10 protein-coding genes are annotated in these 25,963 nt (G+C 58.9%); 3 read left to right on the top strand and 7 right to left on the bottom strand.

Annotated features, from left to right (window positions below; translation table 11 throughout):
- The 3 genes from HBR93_RS26380 to HBR93_RS26370 form a co-directional block, all read left to right on the top strand.
- The coding region (locus tag HBR93_RS26380) for a phosphopantetheine-binding protein (protein WP_262377389.1) at window positions 1-515 on the top strand (515 nt) is incomplete at its 5' end.
- Window positions 515-9,091 (top strand): non-ribosomal peptide synthetase, encoded by an 8,577-nt coding sequence (locus HBR93_RS26375; protein WP_169961405.1) that lies wholly within the window; start codon window positions 515-517, stop codon window positions 9,089-9,091. The genes HBR93_RS26380 and HBR93_RS26375, both read left to right, overlap by 1 nt.
- A gap of 68 nt (window positions 9,092-9,159) precedes the next feature.
- Window positions 9,160-10,116 carry an alpha/beta hydrolase gene (locus HBR93_RS26370; RefSeq protein ID WP_057959168.1) on the top strand — a complete coding sequence of 319 codons (957 nt, stop codon included), beginning with the start codon at window positions 9,160-9,162 and terminating at the stop codon, window positions 10,114-10,116.
- A gap of 69 nt (window positions 10,117-10,185) precedes the next feature.
- On the opposite strand, the gene HBR93_RS26365 is transcribed toward HBR93_RS26370, so the two are convergent.
- From HBR93_RS26365 to HBR93_RS26335, 7 genes are all read right to left on the bottom strand, one after another.
- A complete protein-coding gene (locus HBR93_RS26365) occupies window positions 10,186-12,726 on the bottom strand; it encodes a TonB-dependent siderophore receptor (protein WP_169961404.1) in 2,541 nt (846 codons plus the stop codon).
- A 246-nt stretch (window positions 12,727-12,972) separates the two neighbouring features.
- Window positions 12,973-15,501: a TonB-dependent siderophore receptor gene (locus tag HBR93_RS26360; protein WP_169961403.1), complete on the bottom strand. Its 2,529-nt coding sequence runs from the start codon at window positions 15,499-15,501 to the stop codon at window positions 12,973-12,975.
- Between the two features lie 198 nt (window positions 15,502-15,699).
- Window positions 15,700-18,339: a TonB-dependent siderophore receptor gene (locus tag HBR93_RS26355; protein WP_346266858.1), complete on the bottom strand. Its 2,640-nt coding sequence runs from the start codon at window positions 18,337-18,339 to the stop codon at window positions 15,700-15,702.
- Window positions 18,297-19,241 (bottom strand): FecR family protein, encoded by a 945-nt coding sequence (locus tag HBR93_RS26350; RefSeq protein WP_057439095.1) that lies wholly within the window; start codon window positions 19,239-19,241, stop codon window positions 18,297-18,299. The genes HBR93_RS26355 and HBR93_RS26350 overlap by 43 nt, the downstream gene beginning before the upstream one ends.
- The gene (locus HBR93_RS26345; RefSeq protein WP_225923851.1) at window positions 19,238-19,744 is read right to left on the bottom strand and encodes an RNA polymerase sigma factor; all 507 of its coding nucleotides are present in this window, start codon (window positions 19,742-19,744) and stop codon (window positions 19,238-19,240) included. The genes HBR93_RS26350 and HBR93_RS26345 overlap by 4 nt, the downstream gene beginning before the upstream one ends.
- 125 nt (window positions 19,745-19,869) lie before the next feature.
- Window positions 19,870-23,040 carry an amino acid adenylation domain-containing protein gene (locus HBR93_RS26340; protein WP_169961402.1) on the bottom strand — a complete coding sequence of 1,057 codons (3,171 nt, stop codon included), beginning with the start codon at window positions 23,038-23,040 and terminating at the stop codon, window positions 19,870-19,872.
- Window positions 23,037-25,963 (bottom strand): condensation domain-containing protein (locus HBR93_RS26335; protein WP_169961401.1); only part of this gene is annotated, 2,927 nt, incomplete at its 5' end. The genes HBR93_RS26335 and HBR93_RS26340, both read right to left, overlap by 4 nt.

Here is a 25,963-nt window from a genome sequence, read left to right as displayed (position 1 = left end):
GCCATCCGCAGTTGGTGGCGTACGTGGTTGCCGTGCAAGCGGTCAGCGATGAACAGGCGCTGCGTGAGGCGTGCAAGCGTCAGCTCAAGGGCGACCTGCCGGAGTACATGGTGCCCAGCCATTGGGTATTCCTCGACAGCCTGCCGCTGACCCCCAATGGCAAGCTCGATCGCAAGGTGTTGCCGGCGCCGGATGCCAGTCTGGCGCAAAAAACCTATGTAGCGCCCTGTAGTCCTTTGCAACAGCAGGTCGCAGCGATTTGGCAAGACGTATTGAAAGTCGAGCCTATCGGCCTGGAGGACCATTTCTTTGAACTGGGTGGGCACTCACTACTGGTCGTGAGCGTGGTCTCGCGCCTACAACTTGAGCTGGGTATGCAGTTGACGCCGCAGTTGATGTTCCAACACCCGACTCTGGGCGCGTTTACCGCCCAGCTTGAGCAGCAGGCAGGACCTGTCACCGCGCAGAAACTCGACAAACTTGAAGCCCTGCTCGATGAAATGGAGGAGTTCTGATGGATAAGACTGTCGCTGCCCGTATTGCCCGGCGTTTCATCACCCTGCCCCTGGAAAAGCGCAAGCTGTACCTGGAAAAAATGCTGGCTGAAGGGGTTTCACCCACCAACCTGCCAATCCCTGAAGTGCAGTCAGCCTTCGAATCCGTCCCACTTTCTTTCGCTCAAGAACGGCAGTGGGTGCTCTGGCAACTAGACCCCGACAGCGCAGCCTACAACATTCCAACTGCCCTGCGACTCAAGGGTAAACTGGACGTCGTGGCGCTGGAGCAAAGCTTCAACGCCTTAATCGCCCGTCACCAGACGCTGCGCACCACGTTTGCACATGGCGAAGATCGACCATTGCAAATTATTCACCTCGACATGCCGATGCAGATCCAGCAAAGCAGCGTTTCGGGGCTCGATGACGCAGGAATCAAGGCATTTATCCAAGCCCAGGCTTACCAGCCATTTGATTTGCAGCAAGGCCCACTGTTGCGTGTAGCCTTGCTACAGCTGGGCCAGGATGACCATGTACTGGTGCTGACCCAGCACCACATCGTCTCGGATGACTGGTCGATGCAGGTGATGGTCGATGAACTGGTTGCACTGTACTCGGATTATCAGCAAGGCCAACCAAACGTCTTGCCAGAGCTGACAATCCAGTACGCCGACTATGCCATCTGGCAACGTCATTGGATGGAGGCCGGTGAAAGCGAACGCCAACTGGCTTATTGGCAAGCCCAATTGGGTGGTGAACAACCCGTATTGGAGTTACCCACCGATCACCCACGGCCAGCTGTCCAGAGCTATCGAGGGGCGAACATTGCAGTCACGGTTCCAGCCTCCCTGGAACACAACCTCAAGCAGCTTGCCCAGCAACACAATGTGACTCTGTTTATGTTGCTGCTCGCCTCGTTCCAGGCGCTGTTGCACAAGTACACCCGCCAGCCCGACGTTCGCGTAGGCGTACCTGTAGCAAACCGTAACCGTGTTGAAACCGAGCGCTTGCTGGGTTTTTTCGTCAATACTCAAGTGCTCAAAGCACGCTTCGATCACACGCTGTCTTTTAGCGAACTCTTGGCGCAGGTCAAGCAAACGGCACTGGATGCCCAGGCGCATCAGGACCTGCCTTTCGAACAACTGGTCGAGGCCTTGCAGCCAGAACGGAACCTGAGCTTCAACCCGTTGTTCCAGGTGATGTACAACCACCTCAATGACCATCAGGGCAGCGCAACCACTCAACCGGCGTCGGCCGCCTTATTGAACGTCGAAGGTATCACGTGGGGTAACCGCACCGCGCAGTTTGATCTGACGCTCACCACGTTCCAATCAACCCAGGGCCTGTCGGCTACCCTGAACTATGCTAGCGACCTGTTTGATTCCAGCACTGTTGAACGCCTCGGGAACCATTGGCTTAACCTGCTCGAACGCTGTATCGCCGCCCCGCAGCAGCCCATCGTCAGCTTGTCGCTGCTCAGTGCCGTTGAACAGCAGCAGATCTTGCGCGACTGGAACGCCACAGCCTCTGAGTACCCACAACAACACAGCATTCATGGGTTGATCGCCGAGCAGGTGGCGCGTCAGCCGGACGCCGTGGCCCTGACCTGCGGTACCCAGACCCTGAGCTATCGCCAGTTGGACGCCCGGGCCAATCAACTGGCCCACAAACTGATCGAGCTGGGCGTTGGCCCCGAAGTGCGAGTCGGCGTGGCCATGCAGCGTTCCGACGCTTTGATCGTGGCCTTGCTCGGCGTACTCAAGGCCGGCGGCGCCTATGTGCCGCTGGATCCGGATTACCCCGCCGACCGAGTCGTCTACATGCTCGAAGACAGCCGCGCCCAAGTGCTGCTGACCGAAGCCCAATTGCTCGCCGAACTGCCGCGCACCCAGGCTCAGGTGTTGCTGATAGATCAACTGGCGGGCTACCCGCTGACCGCGCCGGCCAGCCAAGCCGCGCCCGACAATTTGGCCTACGTGATCTACACCTCCGGTTCCACTGGCAAACCCAAAGGCGTGGCCATTACCCATAGCAATGTCTTGGCGCTGGTCCACTGGTCGCAGGAGGTCTACAGCCAAGAAGATATCCAAGGCGTGCTGGCCTCGACCTCCGTGTGTTTCGACCTCTCGGTATGGGAAATCTTCGTCACTCTGGCCAACGGCGGCTCACTGATCCTCGCTCGTAATGCCCTGGAGTTGCCCGACCTGCCCGCCCGGGATCAGGTGCGCCTGATCAATACCGTACCCTCGGCGATCAATGCCTTGCTGCGCGCCGGGCAAATCCCTGACAGCATTCGCATCATTAACCTTGCGGGCGAGCCACTGAAACAATCGCTGGTGGAGAATCTCTACCACCAGGCCGCAGTTGAGCATGTCTACGACCTCTATGGGCCGTCCGAAGACACCACATACTCCACCTGGGCTCGTCGCGAAGTCGCAGGCCAGGCCAACATTGGCCGCCCGCTGCACAATACCCAGAGCTACCTGCTCGATGCCGACCTGCAACCCGTTCCCACAGGGGTTGCAGCGGAGTTACATCTGGCCGGCGCCGGGATCACCCGAGGCTATCTCGGCCAAGCCGCGATGACCGCCGAAAAGTACATACCCAACCCGTTTTCCACCAACGGCGAGCGGCTGTATCGCACTGGCGACCTGACACGTTATCGCGCCGATGGCGTCATTGAGTACGCAGGGCGCATCGACCATCAGGTGAAGATTCGTGGGTTTCGTATCGAACTCGGCGAAGTCGAAGCGCGCCTGTTGGCACTGGGAGATATTCGCGAAGCAGTCGTATTAGCCCAGGAAGTCTGCGGCAGCCTGCAGTTGGTTGCTTATGCAACCACACCAGGCCCCCTAGGTGATGCGATGGCTCAAAAGCTGCTGCGTGACACACTCAAGTACCACCTCAAGGAGCACCTTCCGGATTACATGGTGCCCAGCCACTGGGTATTCCTCACCAACCTACCCCTGACGCCCAACGGCAAACTCGACCGCAAAGCCCTGCCCGCCCCCGATGCCAGCCAGGCCCTGCACGCTTACGTGGCACCGCAGAACAATCTGCAACAGCGCATCGCCAGCATCTGGCAAGACGTCCTCAAGGTTGCAAAAATCGGCCTGAACGACAACTTCTTCGAGCTGGGCGGCGACTCGATCATCTCCATCCAAGTCGTCAGCCACGCACGCCAAGCCGGCATCCACTTTACCCCCAAGGACCTGTTCCAACACCAGACCATCCAAGGCCTGGCCAGCGTGGCGAAAAACCACGGTCAGGGCCTGGCGATCGACCAAGGCCCGATCACCGGCGGCGCCCCGCTGCTACCGATTCAGCACCTTTTCTTCGACACCGACATCCCCGAGCGACACCACTGGAACCAGTCCGTGCTGCTCAAGCCCGCCACGCACCTGGAACTGCCGTTGCTGGAGCAGGCACTCGATGCCCTGATCCAACACCACGACGCCATGCGTCTGAGCTTCCATCAGGCCGACCACGGCTGGAGGGCCGAGTACCGTCCGACCACGCCATCAGTGCTATGGCAAACCCAAATCGACGACACCACGCAGTTGCAATCGTTGGGTGACGATGCCCAGCGCAGCCTCAACCTGCAAGATGGACCGCTGCTGCGGGCAGTGCTGGTGGGTTTGAAGGACGGCAGCCAGCGTTTGCTGCTGGCCATCCATCATTTGGTGGTGGATGGCGTGTCCTGGCGGATATTGTTTGATGATTTGCAGCTGGCCTATCGTCAACTGCAAGCGGGTCAGACGATCAGGTTGCCGGAAAAGACTAGTGCCTACAAAACCTGGGGTGAAAAATTGCAGGCCTACGGTCAGCACGATGTCCTGCAACAGGAACTGTCCTACTGGGAACAACAACTGGATACCGCCAGCCATGACCTGCCCCACGCCAACCCTGACGGCAACCTGAGCCATAGCCAGGCGACGACTGTCGATATCCAGTTGAACAAAACCCTGACCCAGCAACTTCTGCAAGTCGCGCCCGCAGCCTATCGCACACAAATCAATGATCTGCTGCTGACTGCCCTGACCCTTGCAGTCAGCCAATGGACCACCCGCGACGACGTCGTGATCCAACTGGAAAGCCATGGCCGCGAATCCCTGTTCGATGATATCGACCTGACCCGCACCGTCGGCTGGTTCACCAGCCTACACCCGGTCAAGTTGACCGCCCATCAGGATTTGGGTGAAGCCATCAAACAGGTCAAGGAGCAACTGCGGGCGGTTCCCGAAAAAGGCATTGGGTTTGGCGTCCTGCGCTACCTCGGGGATGCTCAGACTCGGGAACGCCTGGGTGCATTGGCCGTGCCGCGCATTACCTTCAACTACCTGGGCCAGTTCGACGGCAGTTTCGACAGTGTCAAAGGGGCGCTGTTTGTGCCTACCGGCGAGGAGCGCGGCGCCGAAAAAAACCGCGAAGCGCCTTTGGGCAACTGGCTGACCATCAACAGCCAAGTCTATGACAACCAGTTGAGTATGGGCTGGACCTTCAGCCATGAAGTCTTCCCTGTCGACGTCATCCAGAACCTCGCCGACAGCTGCCTGCAGGCGCTCGAACAGTTGATCGCCTATTGCTGCGACCCCCACCACCAAGGTGCAACACCCTCCGACTTCCCATTGGCCGGATTGAGCCAGGCACAACTGGACACACTGAGCCTCCCGGTCCGGCAAATCGAGGACATCTATCCACTGTCACCGATGCAGCAAGGGATGATGTTCCACACCCTTGAAGCATCCGAAGCGGCGGCTTACATCAATCAGACTGCCGTAACAGTCAGCGGCCTGGATATCGCGCGCTTTACCAACGCCTGGGAGGCGGTCGTCGAACGCCATGAAATCCTGCGCACCAGCTTCTGGACCGCCAGCCATCTGGTTGAGCCGCTCCAACTGGTGTTCAAAAAAGCCGCCTTGCCCCTGCACATTCTTGATTGGCAGAACCGTGAGGACTATGCGCAAGACCTGCAAGACCTGGTCGAAGCCGATAACCGCGCAGGCTTCGAGCTGCTTACGGCACCGCTGATGCGCCTGACGCTGGTCAAACTGCCGGCCGAGCAGTTGTATCTGGTCTGGACCCATCACCACATTTTGCTGGACGGTTGGAGCAGCTCGCGTCTGCTTGCCGAAGTATTCGAGGTCTACAACGGTAAGGTCCCGGCCCCCAAGCGTGGCAAGTACCGCGACTACATCGCGTGGTTGCAAGCCCAGTCACAGGCATCTCTGGAAGCTTTCTGGAAATCCAAGTTACAAGGGCTGGACGGGCCAACCATTCTCGCCAAAAGCCTATCGCCACTGCCGGACCCTAGTGGCGAAGGGCACGAGGCGCTTTACCTCAACTGGGACGTGCAACAAACCCGGCGCCTGAAAGATCAGGCACAACAGCTGCGCGTGACGCCCAACACCTTTATCCAGGCCTCCTGGTTGTTATTGCTACAACGCTATACAGGACAAGACAGCGTGTGCTTTGGCGGTACCGTCGCAGGACGGCCCCCCAGTCTTGAAGCATCTGATGAAATACTGGGGTTGTTTATTAACACCTTGCCGATCATTCAGACCCCACAACCACAGCAGACCGTGGTCGATTGGTTGCTTGAACTGCAAACTTACAATGTGGAAGTTCGCGATCACGAACATGCATCACTGGCCGACGTACAACGCTGGTCGGGGCAAGGCGGCCAGGCGCTGTTTGACAGCATTATCGTGTTTGAAAACTACCCAGTGGATGAGCGCCTCCATGAGGCCGAGCAGGACCAACTGACGTTCGGTGAAACCAGGACCCAGGGCGTGACTAACTTCGCCATGGACCTGGCGGTCAACCTGGGTAATCGCCTGACCGTCGAGTTTATGTATCTTCGTAATCGCTTCACTGCGGAGGCGACCGCGCAACTACGCCGCAGCTTTGAAACCCTGTTGCTGGCCATGCTCGACAATCCGAGAGCCACCCTGGGCAGCCTGTCCACGATCGATGCCGATGAGCAACATGCCCTGGAACAAGGCAATAAGCTAATTGCCGGAGCCTGCGCCCTGCCCTTGCTGGCGGCACAAATTCGCAACCATGCAGCCGACAATCCCGATGCAGTCGCGGTCATTTGTGAGCATCACCAACTGACCTACGGTCAACTGGAGCAGCGTGCCAACCGCCTGGCCCAGCACCTGATCGCTCAAGGGGTGGGGCCTGAGACCTTCGTTGGTATCGCCCTGGAACGCTCGGTGGACGTGGTCGTCGCCCTCTATGCGGTGATGAAGACCGGTGGTGCTTATGTCCCGCTGGACATCGACTACCCGCAAGACCGGGTGAAGTGGATCGTCGAAGACTCGGCCATGACGGTACTGCTGACCCAAAGCTCGTTGCGCAAGCGCTTCGACCAGCCGTGGGTGACCGCCCTGATCGAACTTGACACCCTGCCACTGGCGGCCTTGCCCGACAGTTGCCCGGCATCGCTAGTGGACGCGGACAACCTCGCGTACCTGATCTATACCTCAGGCTCTACCGGCAACCCCAAGGGGGTGGCGGTCAGTCATGGGCAGATTCGCATGCACTGTCAGGCCATTGGCCAACGCTATGAAATGGATAGCAGTACCCGCGAACTTCTGTTTATGTCGTTTGCCTTCGATGGAGCCCAGGAGCGTTGGCTGAGTACCCTGTCCCACGCGGGACAATTGGTAGTGCGCGAGAATCGCTTGTGGACACCCGAAGAAACCTGGCAAGCCTTGCACACCCACCAGATCAGCATCGCCTGTTTTCCGCCGGCCTACTTGCAACAACTGGCAGAGTACGCCCGGGATTGCGGCAAGGCGCCACCAGCGGTGCGCATCTACTGCTTTGGCGGGGATGCAGTGGCCGACGCCAACTTTGAGTTGGTCAAGCAGGCACTCAAACCTGAGTACCTGACCAATGGCTATGGCCCAACCGAAACAGTGGTAACACCACTACTGTGGAAAGTCGCCGCCAGTGGAACCTGCGGCGCGGTGTATGCACCGATTGGTACACGGGTTGGCAAGCGCACTCTGTATGTGCTCGACGAGCACCTCAATCCGTTGCCTGAAGGTGTGGCGGGTGAGTTGTACATCGGCGGTGAAGGCGTGGCCCGGGGTTACCATCAGCGTCCGGGGTTGACGAGCGAACGGTTTGTCGTTGATCCATTCGCTGCCAATGGCACGCGTTTGTATCGAACCGGCGATCTGGTCCGTCAGCGGCCTGACGGTACGATTGACTATCTGGGACGCCTGGACAATCAGGTAAAAATCCGTGGATTTCGCATCGAACTCGGCGAAATCGAGTCCAGGCTGCGACATATTCCTGGGGTGCAGGATGCGGTGGTTGTCGCCCGCGATGCGGGGGTTAGCAAACAACTGATTGGCTACGTCGTGACACCGGCCGATGAGGCACCTGCAGAGCGCCTACGGGGTGTGCTCCAGGCCGACTTGCCGGACTACATGGTACCCGCGCAGATCATTCGTCTGGCCGCATTGCCACTCAATCCCAACGGGAAGATCGACCGCAAGGCTCTGCCCGATCCCGACTTCAAGGGCCGTGAGTTCGTAGCCCCACGCAACGCCGTGGAGCAGGCCCTGGCGACCATTTGGCAACAGGTGTTAGAGCTGGAAAGCGTGGGGGTGACCGACAACTTCTTCGAGTTGGGCGGCGATTCGCTGCGCATCCTCAAAGTACTGTCCAAAGTCCGCAACCAGCCTGATTTAGGGTTGGAATTGAAACTGCGGGACATGATCGGTAAACCCACCATTGCTGAACTGTCGGGCTTCGCCCCGGCAACCGATCTGGATCCGTTACTGCTGCTCAACAGTCGCGTACCTCACGCCCAGCCCTTGTTCTGCCTGCATGCCGGCTTTGGCACAGTGTTCGACTACAACCCCATCGCCCGCCGACTGGAAGGCCAGCGCAGCGTGTATGGCTTGCAATGCCGCATGCTGCTCGACCGTGACTGGCAGGACGAGTCGCTCGTGTCGATGGCCATCGACTACGCCCAGTACATCCGCCAGAAACAGGCCCTGGGGCCTTATCAATTGGTCGGCTGGTCCCTGGGGGGCACTCTCGCGGTGTTGGTGGCCCAGGAGCTTGAGAAACAGGGCCAGGAAGTGGAGTTCCTGGGCTTGATCGACAGCTTCATCCCTTCTGCTACCCCTACCGCCCCCGACTTGGATTGGGGCGATGATTTGCGCGGTTTCCTCGCGGTGATCTTCGCCCAGCCCGCTGGGCAATTGCCCCTGCTGACGCTGCCAGCCGAGTGCCCTCAGACAACGCTTGAGCAACTGATTGCGCAGGTCCGCAAGCAAATCAATGGCACCTCGGCGTTCGGCGATATCGGTGTCGAAGAGTTGGCCCAGACGTTTAAGGTTGCGATGAAGCTCAAGGCCCTATCCCTGAACCTCAATGCGTTGCCACAGACACGCGTATCGGCCTGTTGCTGGTGGGCCTGCGACGTCAATACACCAGACTTTGCCAACCCGGTGGCGGGCAGCGTACTGGACGAACGGATCGTCGCCGGGCATTACCAGATGCTCAACAACAATCAACTGCTGCACAGCCTCCTCCAGCAATTGCCGCAGCGTGAAGTAGTTACCGGTTAATTCTGCCAGCGCCTCGGGTCTGTCGCCCGGGGCGCTTTTGTTTGGCTACCCCTTATAAGGAACACGCAATGCCTCTGGACCCCGACCTCGAAGGTTTTCTGGAACTGGCCGAGATGGGCCGCCTAAGCGGCAAAAGTAAGCCGATGCACCAACTCACACCGCAAGCCGCGCGTGCCGAGTTCGACCTGACGTCACAGATTCTTGATCCCAGCCCGCCCGGCGCCATCAACGTGAGTGCGTTACAGATACCGACGCGCGATGGCCATCAACTGGCAGCCCGCCTCTACCGCAAGGCCGGTACAGAGCAAAGCGCGCTACCAGTGATCCTGTATTTTCATGGCGGAGGCTATGTGGTTGGCAGTCTCGATTCCCACGACTCGATCTGCCGACGCTTGGCCGCCAACGGCCGTCATGCAGTACTGGCCCCGGCGTATCGCCTAGCCCCGGAGTATCCGTTCCCCACGGCAGTGCATGATGCGGTGGACAGCGCCAACTGGCTTGCCGGCCATGGCGCAGAATTGCAGTTGGACTCGCGCCAGGTGATCGTCGCCGGCGACAGTGCTGGCGCAACCCTGGCAACAGTACTGGCCATCAGTGCCGTACAGTCGCCCGAGGAGATGGTGCTTAAACCACAGGCCCAGTTATTGTTCTATCCGGTCACCGACACCCAACGTACCCGCCCCTCCCACCAACGGTATGCCGAGGGTTATCTACTGGAGAGCGAGACGCTGCAATGGTTTTACCGGCATTACACGCCGGACACTGTGCAACGCGGCGACTGGCGCACCTCGCCATTGCGCGCCCAAGGGTTGAGCGCTTTGGCGCCGGCCTACATCAGCCTGGCCGAGTACGATCCGCTGTATGACGAAGGCTTGGAGTACGCCGAGCTCTTGCAGAACACAGGAACCCCAGTGACCTTGCTCACGCACAATGGTCTGACCCACGATTTCCTGCGTATGTCCGGGATTACTGGGGATATTGCGGGTATTTACAGCGCGGTGGACCGCTGGTTGGCGCAGCAATAGTCCAGGCTGAGCAGGTACAAAAAACCACCTCGCTTGAGGTGGTTTTTTTATACAACTACCAAGACAAACCTAAAACGTACCGCGTACAGTCAGCATGTAGTTACGCGGTTCGCCGTAATAATTACCGTATTCGGAGGTTTTCAGCGTCTCGAAGTACTTACGGTCAAACAGATTGTTTGCATTGAGGGCAACAGTCCAATTTTCATCGACCTTGTATTCGACCATAGCGTCCCATACGGCGTAACCGCCTTGGGCGAAGTCATACGGTGTCTTATCGTAGCTGTCGTAGTAACCATCTTCTTTTTTGACCCGGTAAGCGATACCGCTGGCATAACTGGCGCTCTGCACATTGACACCGCCGCCGACTTTCCAGTCGGAGAGGCGGTCAGGCAGTGTGTACATAGTCCACAACTTTGCCAGATGCTTGGGCGTCACCGTGGTGAGGAAGGTCTCTTTGGTGCCATTTTCTATAAGATTCAAGGTGTAGCCACCCATCACCATCCAACCAGGCGTTATCTCACCACTGGCCTCAAGCTCAATCCCCTTGCTAGTGATCTCGCCCTGGGCCAAATAACAGCAACTACCTCCATATAGAGCGGCCTGCCGCGGATACCGCGGATCCTCAATCGCTTCTTTCTCCCGCTTGGTGTAAAACACCGCGGCCGACAAGTTCAACGCCCCACCGTAGAGTTCACCCTTTATGCCGGTCTCGTATGTCTTGCCAACCATAGGTTCCAGCGCTACACCGGAAGTCACTGGGCCTTGCAGTTGTTGGGCTTGGGGTTTGAATATTTCAGAATAACTGGCATACGCCGACCATTCATCGTTGAGGGCATAGACCAGGCCACCAAAAGGCACCAACTTAGTTGGCTCACGATGGTTCGTTCGGGACTCAACAGCCCATGCACCATCATCATTTACGGCTGTGTACGTCTGTTCAAACTTATAACGCTGAGCCCTGGCCCCGATGATTAACTTCAGCGGATCGGTTAACTGCAGGCGCAACGTCGAATACAGTCCATATTGCTTGCGGGTGTTTGGGCTGTAGTCACGCGTAAAATCATTTGAATTGCCTATGCTGGACGGAGGTAAAGGCGTGAGTTCCGGGTTGTAGACGTCGATCGGATAGAACCCGGCCATGCCCCACGTTCCCTGCCAACGACTGGTTACCTTCTGCGCATCGGCGCCAATCAGCAGTTCGTGCTCGCGATTGAATGCCGTAAATTTCCCGGACACGTTAGCGTCGAACAGAGACTGCTCACTCCTGGTTTTAACGTAACTCCCTCCCCAGGTTGCACCTTCGAGGGTGATTGGGTCGGGAGAGCCCGTGAGAAACGCACCTTTGGTGGTGGACTTATTGAAACTATTGGTGAAGGAAACGTTGAGTTTCCAGTCGTCCGTCAAGTCCTGATCATACTTGGCGAACAACTCATGAGTACTGACGTCTGCATAAGCCCAGTTGGGCGTATACCATCTACTGCGTTTTAATTTTAGATCCTGTCCGGTACTGAACCGAGGAAGACCATCACCCGTGCCATTTTCATGGGTTTCCTCATAACGTCCACCGACTGTGACTCGAGCCGTGTCCGACACATCGGCCTCCAGAACACCATAGATAAAAGGCTTCTCGGTGCTACGGTTGTCCATGAAGTACTGTCGGTCGGAATTGGCGACCACTACCCGTCCTCGTAGCTTGCCGTCAAAGGCCATCGGCCCTGTCACATCGACTTCAGTACGGTAGTTATCCCAGGATCCTGCCGAGGTGTTGAACTTGAGCTGAAAGTAATCCAGCGGGCGCTTACGAACGAGGTTGATGATGCCGCCCGGATCACCGGTGCCGCCAAACAGCCCGGATGAGCCCTTCAAGACTTCGATATGGTCGAACTCGGCCATGTCATAGGTTTGGTTGCCATAAAACGTACCGATTCCAGAGCCAATATCCATCGGTGAAGCACCGTCAATCTGGATATTATCGATACGAAAACCACGGGAGATGAACTGCGGCATCCGATAGTTGGCATTTTTAACGGTGATGCCTGGCGTGCGCCGCATGGCATCGGACAGATCAACAATGCGCCGGTCTTGCAGGACCTGTTGGGTGATGACAGACACAGACTGCGGTGTGTCCCTCAGGCTGGTGGGCGTTTTTGAACCGGCACTGACCAGGCCGGTGGTATAGGAGCCGGAGTTTTCCGTCATCTGTCCCATACCCTGGCCCTGGATGGTGGTGGCGCCCAACTCCAGGGCTGAGCTCGCGCCACTTTCAGGGCTGAGGATAACCGTATTGTTTTCAATCCGAAAACTCAGGCCTGCACCTTTGAGCAGCGCCTCAAGCGCAATTGCAGGTTCGAGGCTGCCATTGACGGCGGTGGACTTCTTGCCCGCGACCATATCCGGCCCGAAAAGCACTTGCAGGCCGGTCTGCTTGCCCAGTTCGGTCAGCGCCTTGTCCAGCGACTGGGCTGGTACATTCACCTGTATGGGTTGGGCAAACGCCCCGCCGCAGACACTGAGAGTCAACCCCAGGACCGCCATCGACACGCAACTGCGGCAGGAAGAGAGGGGAGCATTGAAGAGTTTTTGCCTGAACCTTTTACTCTCGCGTTTCATTGTTTGGTTTAGCCCCAGATATGTCATTAATGTCGAAGGCCTTCCACTCTTGGGGCGGAATGGCCTGAATATAGTTAAACCGTCCGGACTCCACTCCCTGTTGCAGAGGGACGGTTTTGACTTGAATCGGTATCGAGCCATTAATGAACGTTCGGGATAAAAATAATTTAGACGGATTCTCAATCACTTTGTAACAGAAACAAAAAAAGGACATCTCACGATGTCCCTTTTCATTTAAAGCCGTGCTTACCAGAAGGTACCGCGCAGGGTCAACATGTGGTTGCGAGGGTCGCCGTACCAGTTACCGGAGTAGGAAGACCCCACAGCCGTGTAATAGGTTTTGTCGAATACGTTATTGAGGTTGTAGGCCAGCGTCCAGTTCTCGTCCAGGCGATACTCGGCCATCGCGTTCCAGACTGCATAGCCTGACTGCTTGTAATCAAAGGGAATGGATAGGTCTTTATCATCGGCATCCTTGACCGGATTCCCCATTTTATCCAGGACACCAGCAGATCCGCTGACGTAAGTGGCGCTTTGCAGATTGACCCCGCCTCCCAGCTTCACATCATTGAAAGCACCTGGCAGGCGGTAAGTGGACCAAAACTTGACCATATGCTTGGGGGTGATAGCGCTGAATGCAGCATTTTTCGTTCGGTCTTGATTGTTGTTATAGGTATAGCCGGCAATCAGCATCCAGTCAGGCATCACTTCACCCGACACCTCAATGTCGAGGCCTTTACTGACTACTTTGCCTTCTGCCAGATAACAGCAGTTGCCGCCGAACTGGACATCGGTCGATGGGTAACGGGAGTCACGTACCGCTTCGTTTTCCCGCTCGGTGTAGTAAATGGAGAAATTGGTGTTCACCGCCCCGCCAAGCAGTTCGCTCTTCAACCCAGCTTCATAGGCGCGGCCTTTCATTGCCTCAAGTGGCGAACCTGGTGCGGGGCCCTGTAATTTCAACTGCTGAGGCCTGTACTGCTCGGAATAGCTTGCGTAAGTCGACCACTCATCATTCAGGTCGTAGACCAGACCGCCATAGGGTGTGAGCTTGGTAGGCTCCCGGGACGACACGTCGGATTCCGGCTTAAAGCCGCTCCCATCCCAATCAGCCATATAGGTCTGGTTGTACTTAACACGTTGGACACGGGCACCAACAATCAGATGCAGAGGTTCGGCGAGTTGCAAACGCAAGGTTGAATACAACCCGTACTGAACTTGGTCATTGGGGTTGTAATCACGGAAAAAGTCCTTACGGGTTGCCGGCTGAGGCCAAGGTGTGGAGTCTGGATCAAACACATTCAGGTCACCACCTGCCCCTTCGCTTTGTCCCGTTCCGCGCCACCGACTGGTGATTCTCTGATGATCCATACCGAGCAAAAATTCATGCCGTAAACCGAACGCATCAAACTTCCCGGCAAGGTTGATATCTGCCGATCCCTGTTCGCTGCGATACGCAGTGGTATTACCGCCCCAATGAGTACCTTTGAACGTGATCGGATTGAGTCCATTGCTGGCAAAAGCGCTTTTCGAAAGCCCGGACTCCAGAGTCCTGGTGTAGGTCGCGTTTACTTTCCAATCGCTGTTGAACTCATGGTCGATCTTGGCAAACAGCTCTTGTGACCGGCCGTCCTGATAGGCCCAACCCTGTGTAAGACTCGTACGCCTGGATAAACCCAGGTCATCGCCGGTGATGTACCGCGGTAAACCAATGCCGGAGCCATTCACATGGATTCGCTCGGAGCGGCCGCCAAAAGTCACCCGGGTATCTGGCTGGATGTCAGCTTCCAGCACCCCATACACCGTTGGTTTCTCGTCGCTTATATGATCCTGGAAAGATCCATTGTTGCTGTAGGCCGCCACCAACCTGCCACGCAACTTACCGTCAAAGCCCATAGGCCCGGTTACGTCGAACTGGGTACGATAGTTGTCCCAGGAGCCTGCCGAAGTGTCGATCTTCAACTGGTAGGCATCCAATGGACGCTTGCGCACCAGGTTGATCATACCCCCCGGATCCCCCGTGCCGCCGAACAACCCTGACGCTCCGCGCAGCACCTCTACGTGGTCGAACTCCACCAGGTCGTAATTTTTGTTGGAGTAAAAACTTCCCGCCGAATTACCCAAGGCCATGGGCGCGGCGCCGTCAATCTGGATGTTCTGGATCATGAAGCCGCGAGAGTAAAAATCAGTGGTGCGAACACTGGTTTTTTTCAAGGTAATCCCAGGCGTCAGCTTCAACGCGTCGGTCAGGTCCACCCCCCTGCTATCCTGAATCGCCTGCGCTGTCACCACCGACACCGACTGCGGCGTCTGCCGTAACCGGGTCGGAGTCTTCGAACCGATACTGGTCAACCCCGTGGTATAGGACCCCGAATTCTCCGTCATCTCCCCCATCCCCTGCCCCTGAATGGTGGTAGCCCCCAACTCCAACGCCCCACCCTGTACCGGTGCCTTCTCAATCAAAATCACATCATCACTCAATCGGGCGACCAAGCCGCTGTTCAGCAACAACCGATCAAGCCCCTGCTGCACCGGGTAGTTCCCCCTCAACCCGTCCGACTGCTGACCGGCCACCAATTCGCTGACAACCATCAACCGCAACCCGGACTGCTCGGCAAAGCGCGTCAATACCTGGTCAAGTTGACCGGCCTCGATAGCGTAGGTCCGGCTGTCGCTCTTCTGCTGCTGCGCCGCCTGTGCCGGCAGGCTCATACCCACGGCACTGGCCGTGGCAAGTGCCAGGCTCAAGGCGGTGTGCCTGATCAGATGCTGCATAACGCTCCCCTTGCTGAAATCAGCCAAATAAAAATCAATCTCAACAAGAAAGACGCCAGCCCTCTGAACACCGACAGTGGCTATATGCATTTATTTTTGCCATAAATCGCTTTCACGGCGAATCGTCACATTCAGCCAAGACAACATCCGCACATATAAAAAGCCCGCAATCACGCGGGCTTATTTTTTATCTGCGACTTACCAGAAAGTACCGCGCAGGGTCAGCATGTGGTTGCGCTCATCGCCGTACCAGTTGCCCGAGGAAGGCGTCCCAAGTTTGCTGTAGTAGTGCTTGTCGAACAGGTTATTGACGTTGTAGAGCACACTCCAGTTCTCATCCAATTGATACTCGGCCATGGCGTCCCAAACAGCGTATCCGGACTGGCTGTATTTAAAATCGTAATACCGCTTCTGAGGGGCAAACCAGGTTGTCCCGCTGACATCAGTAGCACTCTGTAGATTCACGCCGCCGCCCACCTTCAGGTCATTGAACAGACCTGGCAGACGGTAGGTAGACCAGAGTTTGACCTGATGCTTGGGTGTCACACTGCTGAACACTTTGGCTTGAGTGCGATTGCGGTTGTGGTTATAGGTGTAACCGGCCAGTACGTTCCAGTCCGGCAATACTTCGCCGGTGAACTCCATATCAACACCCTTGCTGGTCACTTCCCCTTGAGGCAGATAGCAGCAACTGCCACCGTGCAACACACTCATCTGTTCATAGCGTGGATCCAGGACCGCCTCGTTTTTGCGGGCGGTGTAGTAAAGCGCAAGCGATGTATTGACGGCCCCTCCCCACAACTCTCCCTTGAGCCCGGTCTCGTAGGTCTTGCCGATCATGGGTTCGATTGAGCTGCCGGGATACGGACCCTGCAGTTTGGTTTGCTGCGGTTTGAAAATCTCGGAGTAACTGACGTAGGTCGACCATTCATCCGTGAGGTCATAGACGATACCGCCGTAAGGAACAACCTTGGTGGCTTCACGAACCGATATATCCGAGTCGGTTCCCCAGACGCCCTGCTTATCGCGGGACCGATAGAGCTGATCAAATTTATAACGCTGTGCCCGAGCGCCAACGATCAAGTGCAGCGGCTCGGCCAGTTGCAGACGCAGCGTCGAATACAGGCCATACTGCACCTGGGTATTGGGACTGAATCGGTGGAAAAAATCTTTGTTGGTGTCGGGCTGTAGCCAGGGCGCAGGGTTAAATACATCGATTGGTACACCCGATCCAGTGGCCTGGGCAGTCCCCGCCCATGAACTGGTGATTTTCTGGTGATCCATCCCCATAAGGAGCTCATGCTGCAACCCGATTGCCTCGAATTTACCCGCAAGATTCACATCAAACAGCTTTTGATCGCTGCGGTATTTGTTGTTGGAGCCCCCGGTATTGGGCCCTGTCCTGGACTCAGGATCGACTGCACCAAAGGAAAAGGCGCTTTTCGAGAAGCCAGAATCCAGGGTCTGGGTGTAAGAAACGTTACCCTTCCAGTTATCGTTGAACTCATGGTCGATCTTGCCAAAGATTTCCTGGGATCGACCATCCAGGTAGGCCCAATTCTGCGTCAGGCTGGCGCTTCGCGAGAGCCCCAAGTCCCGGCCATCGAGGTAACGCGGCAAGCCCGTGCCTGAACCCGTCTCGTGGATACGCTCAGAGCGCCCGCCCAGGGTCAGGCGCGTGTCATCCGTGATATCCGCTTCCAACACCCCGTAGAAAATCGGCTTTTCCAGGCCTCGGTCATCCGCCATGTATTGACGATCCGTGTAGGCCGCCACCATTCGCCCACGCAACTTGCCGTCGAACCCCAAAGGCCCCGTGACATCCATCTGGGTACGGTAGTTGTCCCAGCTCCCCGCCGAGACATCGACCTTTAACTGGTAAACGTCCAACGGGCGCTTGCGCACCAGGTTGATCATGCCGCCAGGGTCACCTGTGCCGCCAAATAACCCGGACGCACCCCGCAAGACTTCGACGTGGTCGTACTCCACCAGGTCGTAGCTCTTGTTGGAATAGAAACTGCCCGACGTGGTGCCCAGGGCCATAGGAGCGGCACCGTCGATTTGAATGTTCTCGATGTTAAAGCCGCGAGAGGAGAAGTCTGACAACCGGAAGTTGTTGTTCGTAACCGTAATGCCTGGCGTCATTTTCATGGCTTCGGCCAGGTCGGTCATGCGCTTTTCTTCAATAACCTGCGCTGTCACCACCGACACCGACTGTGGCGTCTGCCGTAAGCGGGTCGGAGTCTTCGAGCCGATACTGGTCAACCCCGTGGTATAGGACCCCGAATTCTCCGTCATCTCCCCCATCCCCTGCCCCTGAATGTTGGTAGCCCCCAACTCCAACGCCCCACCCTGTACCGGTGCCTTCTCAATCAAAATCACATCATCACTCAATCGGGCGACCAAGCCGCTGTTCAGCAACAACCGATCAAGCCCCTGCTGCACCGGGTAGTTCCCCCTCAACCCGTCCGACTGCTGACCGGCCACCAATTCGCTGACAACCATCAACCGCAACCCGGACTGCTCGGCAAAGCGCGTCAATACCTGGTCAAGTTGACCGGCCTCGATAGCGTAGGTCCGGCTGTCGCTCTTCTGCTGCTGCGCCGCCTGTGCCGGCAGGCTCATACCCACGGCACTGGCCGTGGCAAGTGCCAGGCTCAAGGCAGTGTGCCTGATCAGATGCTGCATAACGCTCCCCTTGCTGAAATCAGCCAAATAAAAATCAATCTCAACAGGAAAGACGTCAACCCTCTGAAACCCGACAGCGGCGGCAAGTGTATTTTTTGCAAGCTGAGTTACTGTCGCGGCGAGTCGTCGCGCTCGATCACGGTCAGCCACGGCAGCAAGCGCACCCGCAGCGGCAAGGTGCGTTGCAGCAGTTTCAATTGGGCGTCGGTGTCGTCGGTGGCGATGATGCCGGTCACGGGCAGGTCGCGCAGGCCGCTGTCACGGACCCAGATTACGCCGCGATGGTAGCGGCCAAGTTGCTCCAGCACATCACCCAGGGGCTGGCGGTTGAACACCAGTTTGTCGCGGCGCCAGGCCGTGGCGGTGCCGACGTCGACTGGCTGGGTACGCGAGAGACCTTCCGGGCCGTATTGCACGGCCTGACCGGCCTCGACATCGGTGGTCTGTGGATCGTCGTCCAATGTCACGCGCACCGTGTGTTCGGTGACGACCATCCGCACCTGCTCGCCTTCGCGCCGCACGTCGAAGCCGGTGCCCAGCGCACGCAGGCTGCCACGGCCGGCGCGTACTTCGAATGGGCGCTGGGCATCGGGGGCGACCTGGACAAAGAGCTCCCCGGTATAGAGATGCAGCACACGACGATTACCGTGCATTTCGATATCCACACGCGTGCGTGGCGCCAGTTCCAGGTGTGAGCCGTCGGCCAGTGTCACACGGCGGTGCTCACCCAGGCCGGTCACCTGGTCCGCCATCCAGCCTTGTTGCTCCGCCTGCCAGGACAAACCGCCTGCCAGGCTCAACGCCACGACAAGTCCCAGTTGCAGCAAGCGGCGTGACGACGCGGGCGGACGCTCCAGTGCGCTGCCCAGGCTCTCCCACAACCGCTCCGCCGCCTGGGCGGCGCGTTGGTGCTCCGCGGAGGTTTCGCACCACTGCAGGTAGGCGTCCCAAGACGGTGCCTCGGCACTGCCCGAATGCAGGTCGACCAGCCACTGCAACGCTTGCTCGGTCAGCAGCGGCGAAGGTTTACTCGGGGCAGGGTCGCGTGTCACTCGGTCATCCCGAGGCGACGGGCACAGTGCAGCACGGCACTCATGATGTATTTGCTGACCATGCTGGGGGAAACCCCAAGCTGCTGGGCGATGGCGGCATGGCCCAATCCATCGAGGCGATTGAGTAACAAGGCCTGGCGGCTGTTCTCGGACAATTCACTCAACGCCTGATGCAACAGTTGCAACTGCTGGCGCATTTCCACCAGTGCCGCAGGCCCCGGGCACGGATCCAGCAGTTCGTGCTGCACATCCTCCAGCGAGTCCATCGGCCCGCGTCGCGTACGGCTGCGCCCAAGGTCAATGATCAGGTTGCGCAGCACGCGAATCAGGAAAAACCGTGGGTTGATAATCGTATGGGTGCGCTGCTGTCGATCCAGGCCAACGTAACGCACGAATGCGTCCTGAGCGAGATCGGCAGCCATCTCCCTGTCGCCCAGGCGACGGTAGGCAATCTGCTGCAGTTCGCGATGATAGAGGCGAAACAACCGGTCCAGATTATCCAACGCACACTCCATGAGCATCCGTGTGCAGGGCACACATAGGGGGCGCTAGACTACAATTTATGAGAATCGTTCGCAACAGCATAAAACTTGCGAGCGCTGACTGACTGGCAGCGCCCGCAACCGTTTTAGCTCTGCACCGCCGCCTGTTGGCGCGCCTTCTCCAGCAGCGCGGCCTTCTCCTCTGGACTCATTGCGTCCAGCCGCAAACGTGCCTGGGCCAGTTTCTCCAACTGGCCTGGGCTATCTTCCTGGGCGCGCAAGGCCTGGGCCAGTGCGCCGGGACTTGGGTGATCGAACACGATGCCGGGGTGGACTTCGCAGTGCAGCAGTTTGCGAATCCCGGCGACCAGCTTGATCACCAGCAGCGAATGGCCACCGGCGGCGAAGAAGTCGCGGTCGCGGCTCAAGCGCTCGCGCCCCAGCAACTGGGCCATGCGACTGGCCAGCAAGGTTTCAAGGGCGTCCAGGGGCTCGATGAAGGTGTCGTCTTCTTCGACCAACTCCAGATTCTGCAAGGCCTGGCGGTCGACTTTGCCGTTGCCCAGGCGCGGCATGTGCTGCACCACCTGGTACTGGTGCGGCACCATCACCGCCGGCAAGCGCTCAGCCATTTGCTGCTTGAGGTTTTGCAGCCAATCCGCAGGCGCGTCCTGGCTCGGCAGTACAAAGGCGACCGGCTCATCGTGCGCCAGCAGCACCACGGCTTCGCTCACGCCTGGCACGCGCAGCAGTTGTTGTTCGATTTCTGCCAGTTCGATACGGAACCCGCGCACCTTAACCTGATGGTCACGCCGGCCATACAGCGCGATACCGCCTTGTGGCAGGTAGCGGGCCAGGTCGCCGCTGCGGTACAACCGTTCGCCAGGGTTAAACGGACTGTTGATAAACGCTGCATCGGTCTGCGCCGGGTCGTTCAGGTAGCCACGGCACAATTGCTGGCCGCCGATATACAGCTCACCCAGTTCGCCGCAGGCCACCAGTTGCAGGCCCTCGTTGAGGACGAACAACTGGTTGTTGGGCAATACCCGAGTCAGGGGAATGGCCAGGTGTTGCAAGTCGTCCGGGCTGATTGTATGCACGGCGACGCCAACGGTGGTTTCGGTGGGCCCGTAGTGATTGAACAGACGGCAATCGGCGCGCAGGTTGAAGATGCGCGCAACCGTCCCCTGGCCGATGGCTTCGCCGCCGAGGATCAGGGTGGCCGGCACCTTCGGCTGCGGTGCTTCGAGCAAGGCGGCAAGATGGGACGGCACGATTTTCAGGCAATCAATGCCCTGGGTGTCGATGAAGGCTGCGAACGCTTCGGGATCCTGCATCGTCGCCTCGTCAGCGATATGCAAGGTGGCGCCGTTGTACAGCGCACCAAACAGGCTGGTGTTACCCAGGTCCGCCGCGACAGTGGAGCCTTGGGCGAAGTGCCGGCAAGCAGCCAGCTCCAGTTCACTGCTGACACCCGCGACGTAATTGAGCAATTGCCGATGCTCGACCACCACGCCCTTGGGCACCCCGGTGGTGCCGGAGGTAAACAGTACATAAGCGGCGTCCTGGCCTTGCAGGGTTGCACTAGGTCCTTGCGCCAGCGGTTGCTGCACCTTTTGATCGAGGTCCAGTACTGCGCAACCGACTCCATCCAAAGCCACACCCTGGGTGACCAGTAGTTGCGCACCGGCCTGTTCCACCAGTTGGGCCTGGCGCGCCACTGGCCAGCTCGGGTCCAGCGGCAGATAGGCAGCGCCTGTGCGCCAGGTCGCAAGAATGGTCAGCACCTGGGCCACGCCGCGCGGCAAGGCCAGGGCGACGATGCTGCCGGGGGCTACACCTTTTTGACGCAGACGGCTGGATAATTGACGCACGCCGGCATCCAACTCGGCGTAGGTCAGCGACTGCTGCCCCGCGACCAATGCCAACGCGTCCGGGGTGATTTCGGCCCAATTGAGAATATGCTCAGGCAACAGCACCCGCTCTTCCAGCACTTGCGGCGCGGGATTGAACGCCAGCAGGCGTTGGCGTTCCGCCTCACCCAACAGGCTCAGGGTTGCGATGGCCGCGTCCGGCTGCTCCAGCAGACTGCCCAATAGCACTTGATACTGCGCCAGCAGCGTCTGCATCGCGGCCTGGCTATAAACGGCAGCGGCATAGTCCAGCGACAGGCCGGAGACAGCGCCGCCCTCCTCCATATCGACATTCAGCGCCAGTTCAAACAGCGGCTGAAGATCAGCACTGTAGGCGCCGCTCCAGGTGCATGCCCCCACTGTGCGCGCTGCCGGTTGCTGGCGCACACCAAAGCCATGGGTCAGCGGCAGGCCGGCGTCGAGCGGCGCATATTCTTGCCAGGTGCCATGGGTCTCCAGCACACCGGTCAGCTCAGCCAACACACGCGTGAACGATGCTGTCGGCGCCAGGTTCAGGTTCAACGGCAGGGTTCTTTCCAGCAGGCCCACGGTGGGTGCGAAGAACTCATAGTCCTGGCGCGCGTCATGCCGCAGGCCCGCGACAAAACCTTCGCGCCCACTGACGCGCGCCAGCAGCACCCACCAGGCTGCTTGCAATAGCGTGGTCACCGGCGTGTTGTGCTGGGCTGCCAGTTGGCTCAGGCGCTCCAGCACACGTGGGTCGAGGGCGGCAGTCAGTGTCTGTCCACCGGCCTTGCCCGGCGCAATGTCCGCGTAGCGCACCGGCAACTCCGGTGCCAGCACCCCAGTGCTCGGCAGGCAGGCTTGCCAATAGGCCTTGGCAGTATCGGCATCTTCGTCGAGCACTACTTCGGCATGCCACTCCAGGTACTGGGCAAACTGCCCCAGTTCCTCATCCACGGCGCAACTGCCCTGCTCATACGCCGTACACAGGTCTTGATAAAGAATCCCCAGGCTCGCCTGATCCCCCACAAAACCCGCCAAGCCCAGGGTCAATTGCCAGTGTTGCGCGTCGATACGCTGCAACAGACCCTCGAAAAACACCCTGGACGCCAGGCTCACCGGGCGTTGGCACCACTGCACCAAGACCTGCGTGGTGTCGCTGGACTCATCCACCGCCAATGCCACATTCGCCGCACCGGCCTCAAAGAACTGCCGCAGGCCACGATAACCGGGCGCCGTCGCCAATCGGGCGAGCAGCGCGGTGTGACGCTGGCTCAAACCGTTTAAAGCCGCTTGCAGGCGTGAAACGTCGAGCGCGCCCTTGATCTGGATATGCAACAGGTGCGCGATATCACCCCAGCTCGCACCGTCCTGTGCGTCCAGCACCCGCTGTTGTTGTTCCGGGAGCAGCGCCAGGCCTGCATCGTTAAGCGTACTCATGCCTCAGTCCCTTCAGTTTGCATACGTGTAGAGGGCGTTATCGTTTCCAGGTCGCGCCGCTCGATCATTTCACCCATGGCCACGACGATTTTGCGTGGGCCTTCAAAGGGGTCGCGGGCGTGGGCGGCAAGCATGTTGTCCAGCAGGATCACATCGCCCTTGCGCCAGTCAAAACGCACCGCACAGGCCTCGTAGAGTTCGCCCAGGAGTTGCATCACCGCGTCTTCAATCGGGCTGCCATCGCCGTAGTACACGTGGCGCGGCATCCGCTCGGGACCGAACAGGCCCAGCAGGTCGTCGCGCACGTCAGGGTCCAGGCAGTAGATGTGGTGCAGTTGCACCTGGTTGAAGAAGGTTTTCTCGCCCGTGGTCGGGTGGGTGATGATCGCCGGGCACGGGGTGCGGATTTGCAGTTCGTCGTTGTCCAGCCAGGTCCATTGAATGCCAGCCAGCGCGCAGCGCTGCTCGACCTGGGCGCGGTCTTCGGTCTTGAAAAAATGCTGCCAGGACACGTCGAGCTTATCGGCGAAGGTGCGCACATACAGCAGGCCCTTGCTTTCGAATGTATCGCGCAACGCTTGCGGCAAACGCAGGTACATCTGCCGGCAATCGACCACCGGCGTGGCACCGCCCACGGGCGACGGTTGCTCGCAGAAGAACAGTTGCTTGCGCGGCCAGCGATCCTGATGCGAGCTCTCGTTGTGGAACAGGATCATTTTCTTTTCCGGGTACGGCGTAGAGCGGTAGGTGTTCTTGCCGCCCTCTTTCTTCGGCAAGTCGCCGTACTGGCCGTACAGGCCCGGCTGGACTGCTTCGGCAAAGGCCTCGAAATCGTGGATATCACGCATGGCAAAACCTCGGAACAGGATCCCCGCATGCCGCGCCAACTTCTCCTCGACCAAGGCGCGATTGGCCTGGACCCACGTCACCAGGTCGAGCCCCGGATCATTGGGCTCCATCAGCAACGGGAACACCTGGTCGGCGTTCAACAGCGATTCACGCATCGCCGGCAGCGGGGCCCTGGCCACCGGGCTCGACGGTTTCTTGAGGAACTTGCCCAGTTTGTCGGCTTTCGGGCTGGCAGGTGCGGCAGGAGCAACAGCGGTATTCGACGGCATGATGATGTCCCCTAATCGGATGTCTGGATCCATGACAATCTGTTGAAGAATTCCCATCCAGGCGCTCACAAGCTCGGTAATGCGCTCTTGTTTGAATAAGTCATTGGCGTACTGCCAGGTGCCTTGCCACTGCCCGGCTTCTTCGTCGATGAACAACGCCATGTCGAACTTGGAATAGCCGCCCAGGCTGGGCACCACCTCCACGGCAATGTCCGCCAGGCCAGCGCTGTGCACCGGCAGGTTGTTCATCACAAACAGCACTTGCACCAAGGGGTTGAAGCCCCTGTGCCGGGGCACGTTGCTGGCTTCGGCGATCATGTCCAGGGGCAGGTCCTGATGCTCGAATGCCGTGAGGGAGGTTTCCCGCGCAGCAGCGAGGAAATCACTGAACCGGGCCTTTGCGTCGAAGCGCGAACGCAGGGGCAGGATATTCACGAAGAAACCAATCAAGCCTTCCAGCTCGGCATGCTGGCGCCCCGCGACATCAGCGCCCACCAGCAAGTCGTCGCTGGTGCCCAGGCGATGCAGTAACACCTGGAATGCCGCCAGCAAGGTGGTGTAAGGCGTAACGCCGTGGCGGCCGGACAAGCCTTTGAGTGCCTCGCCCAATGCCGGCGGCACGCTGAACGACTCGCTGGAGCCTTCAAAAGACGGTACTGGCGGCCGTGGAAAATCAGTGGGTAACAGGAGTTGGCCGGGATGACCGGCCAGGGCGTCCTTCCAGTAGCGGGCCTGTTGCTGCAAGACCCCGGCCTGCTCCAGCGCCAGTTGCCATTGGGCATAGTCGCTGTATTGCACCGGCAGCGGCGGCAAGTCGATGCCACGGCCGTGCTTGAGCGCGGCGTAGTGTTGCACCAGTTCACCCACCAGCACCGCCATCGACCAACCATCGGAAATGATGTGGTGCATCGAATACAGCAGCACATGCTCATGGGCACCCAGGCGCAGGATCTGCCCACGCAACAGCGGCGCTTGTGCCAGGTTGATCGGGTGTCGGGTGTTGTCCAGCGTGGCCTGGGCGACCTGGGCTTCCTGTTCGATACGGTCCAGGTGCGACAGGTCGACCAGGGCGAAGTCCAGTGCCACCTCTGGCGAAATCACCGCCAATGGATCGCCGTCATCGTCTGCTACATAGGCGGTGCGCAGCACTTCATGACGCTGCACCACGCACTTGAGGCTTTCGATCAGCAACGGCACCGAGACTTCGCCACGCAAGCGCAACGCCAGCGGCATGCCGTACGCGCCGTTGCCGGCCGAGAACTGTTCGGCCACCCACAAGCGGCGCTGGGCCAGGGACAAGGGCGCAGTGCTGCGCGGGCCATGGGCGCGCAAGGCGATCTGCGCCGGTTGCGCGGCCGAGCGGCCCGCCAACACGGCGGCAAAGTCTTCCAACACCGGAGCATTGAACAGGTCCCGCAAGCCAGGGTCGCTGGCCAGGGTTTGCTTGAGCCGCGCAATCACCTGGGTGGCCAGCAGCGAGTGCCCGCCCAGTTCGAAGAAGTTGTCGCTCACCCCCACCTGCGCCAGACCCAGCACCTGTTGCCAGACCTCGGCAATCTGCTGCTCCAAGACATTGCGCGGCGCGATGTAGTGCTGCTGCAAGGCACTGGCATCCGGCGCCGGCAACGCCTTGCGATCGAGCTTGCCGTTGGGAGTCAGCGGCAGGCTGTCGAGGAAGACCCAATGGCTGGGCACCATGTACTCCGGCAGGTCGCCCTTGAGCTGACGCTTGCACGCCTCACGCAGCGCCTGTTCATCGCTGACCGCTTGCACGGCAACCACGTACGCCACCAACTGCGGATGGC

This window comes from Pseudomonas sp. WS 5411 (genome assembly GCF_012985595.1).
GTDB lineage: Bacteria > Pseudomonadota > Gammaproteobacteria > Pseudomonadales > Pseudomonadaceae > Aquipseudomonas > Aquipseudomonas shahriarae.
Note: the sequence above shows the minus strand (reverse complement) of the source record. Positions and strands in the feature narration are given on the sequence as shown.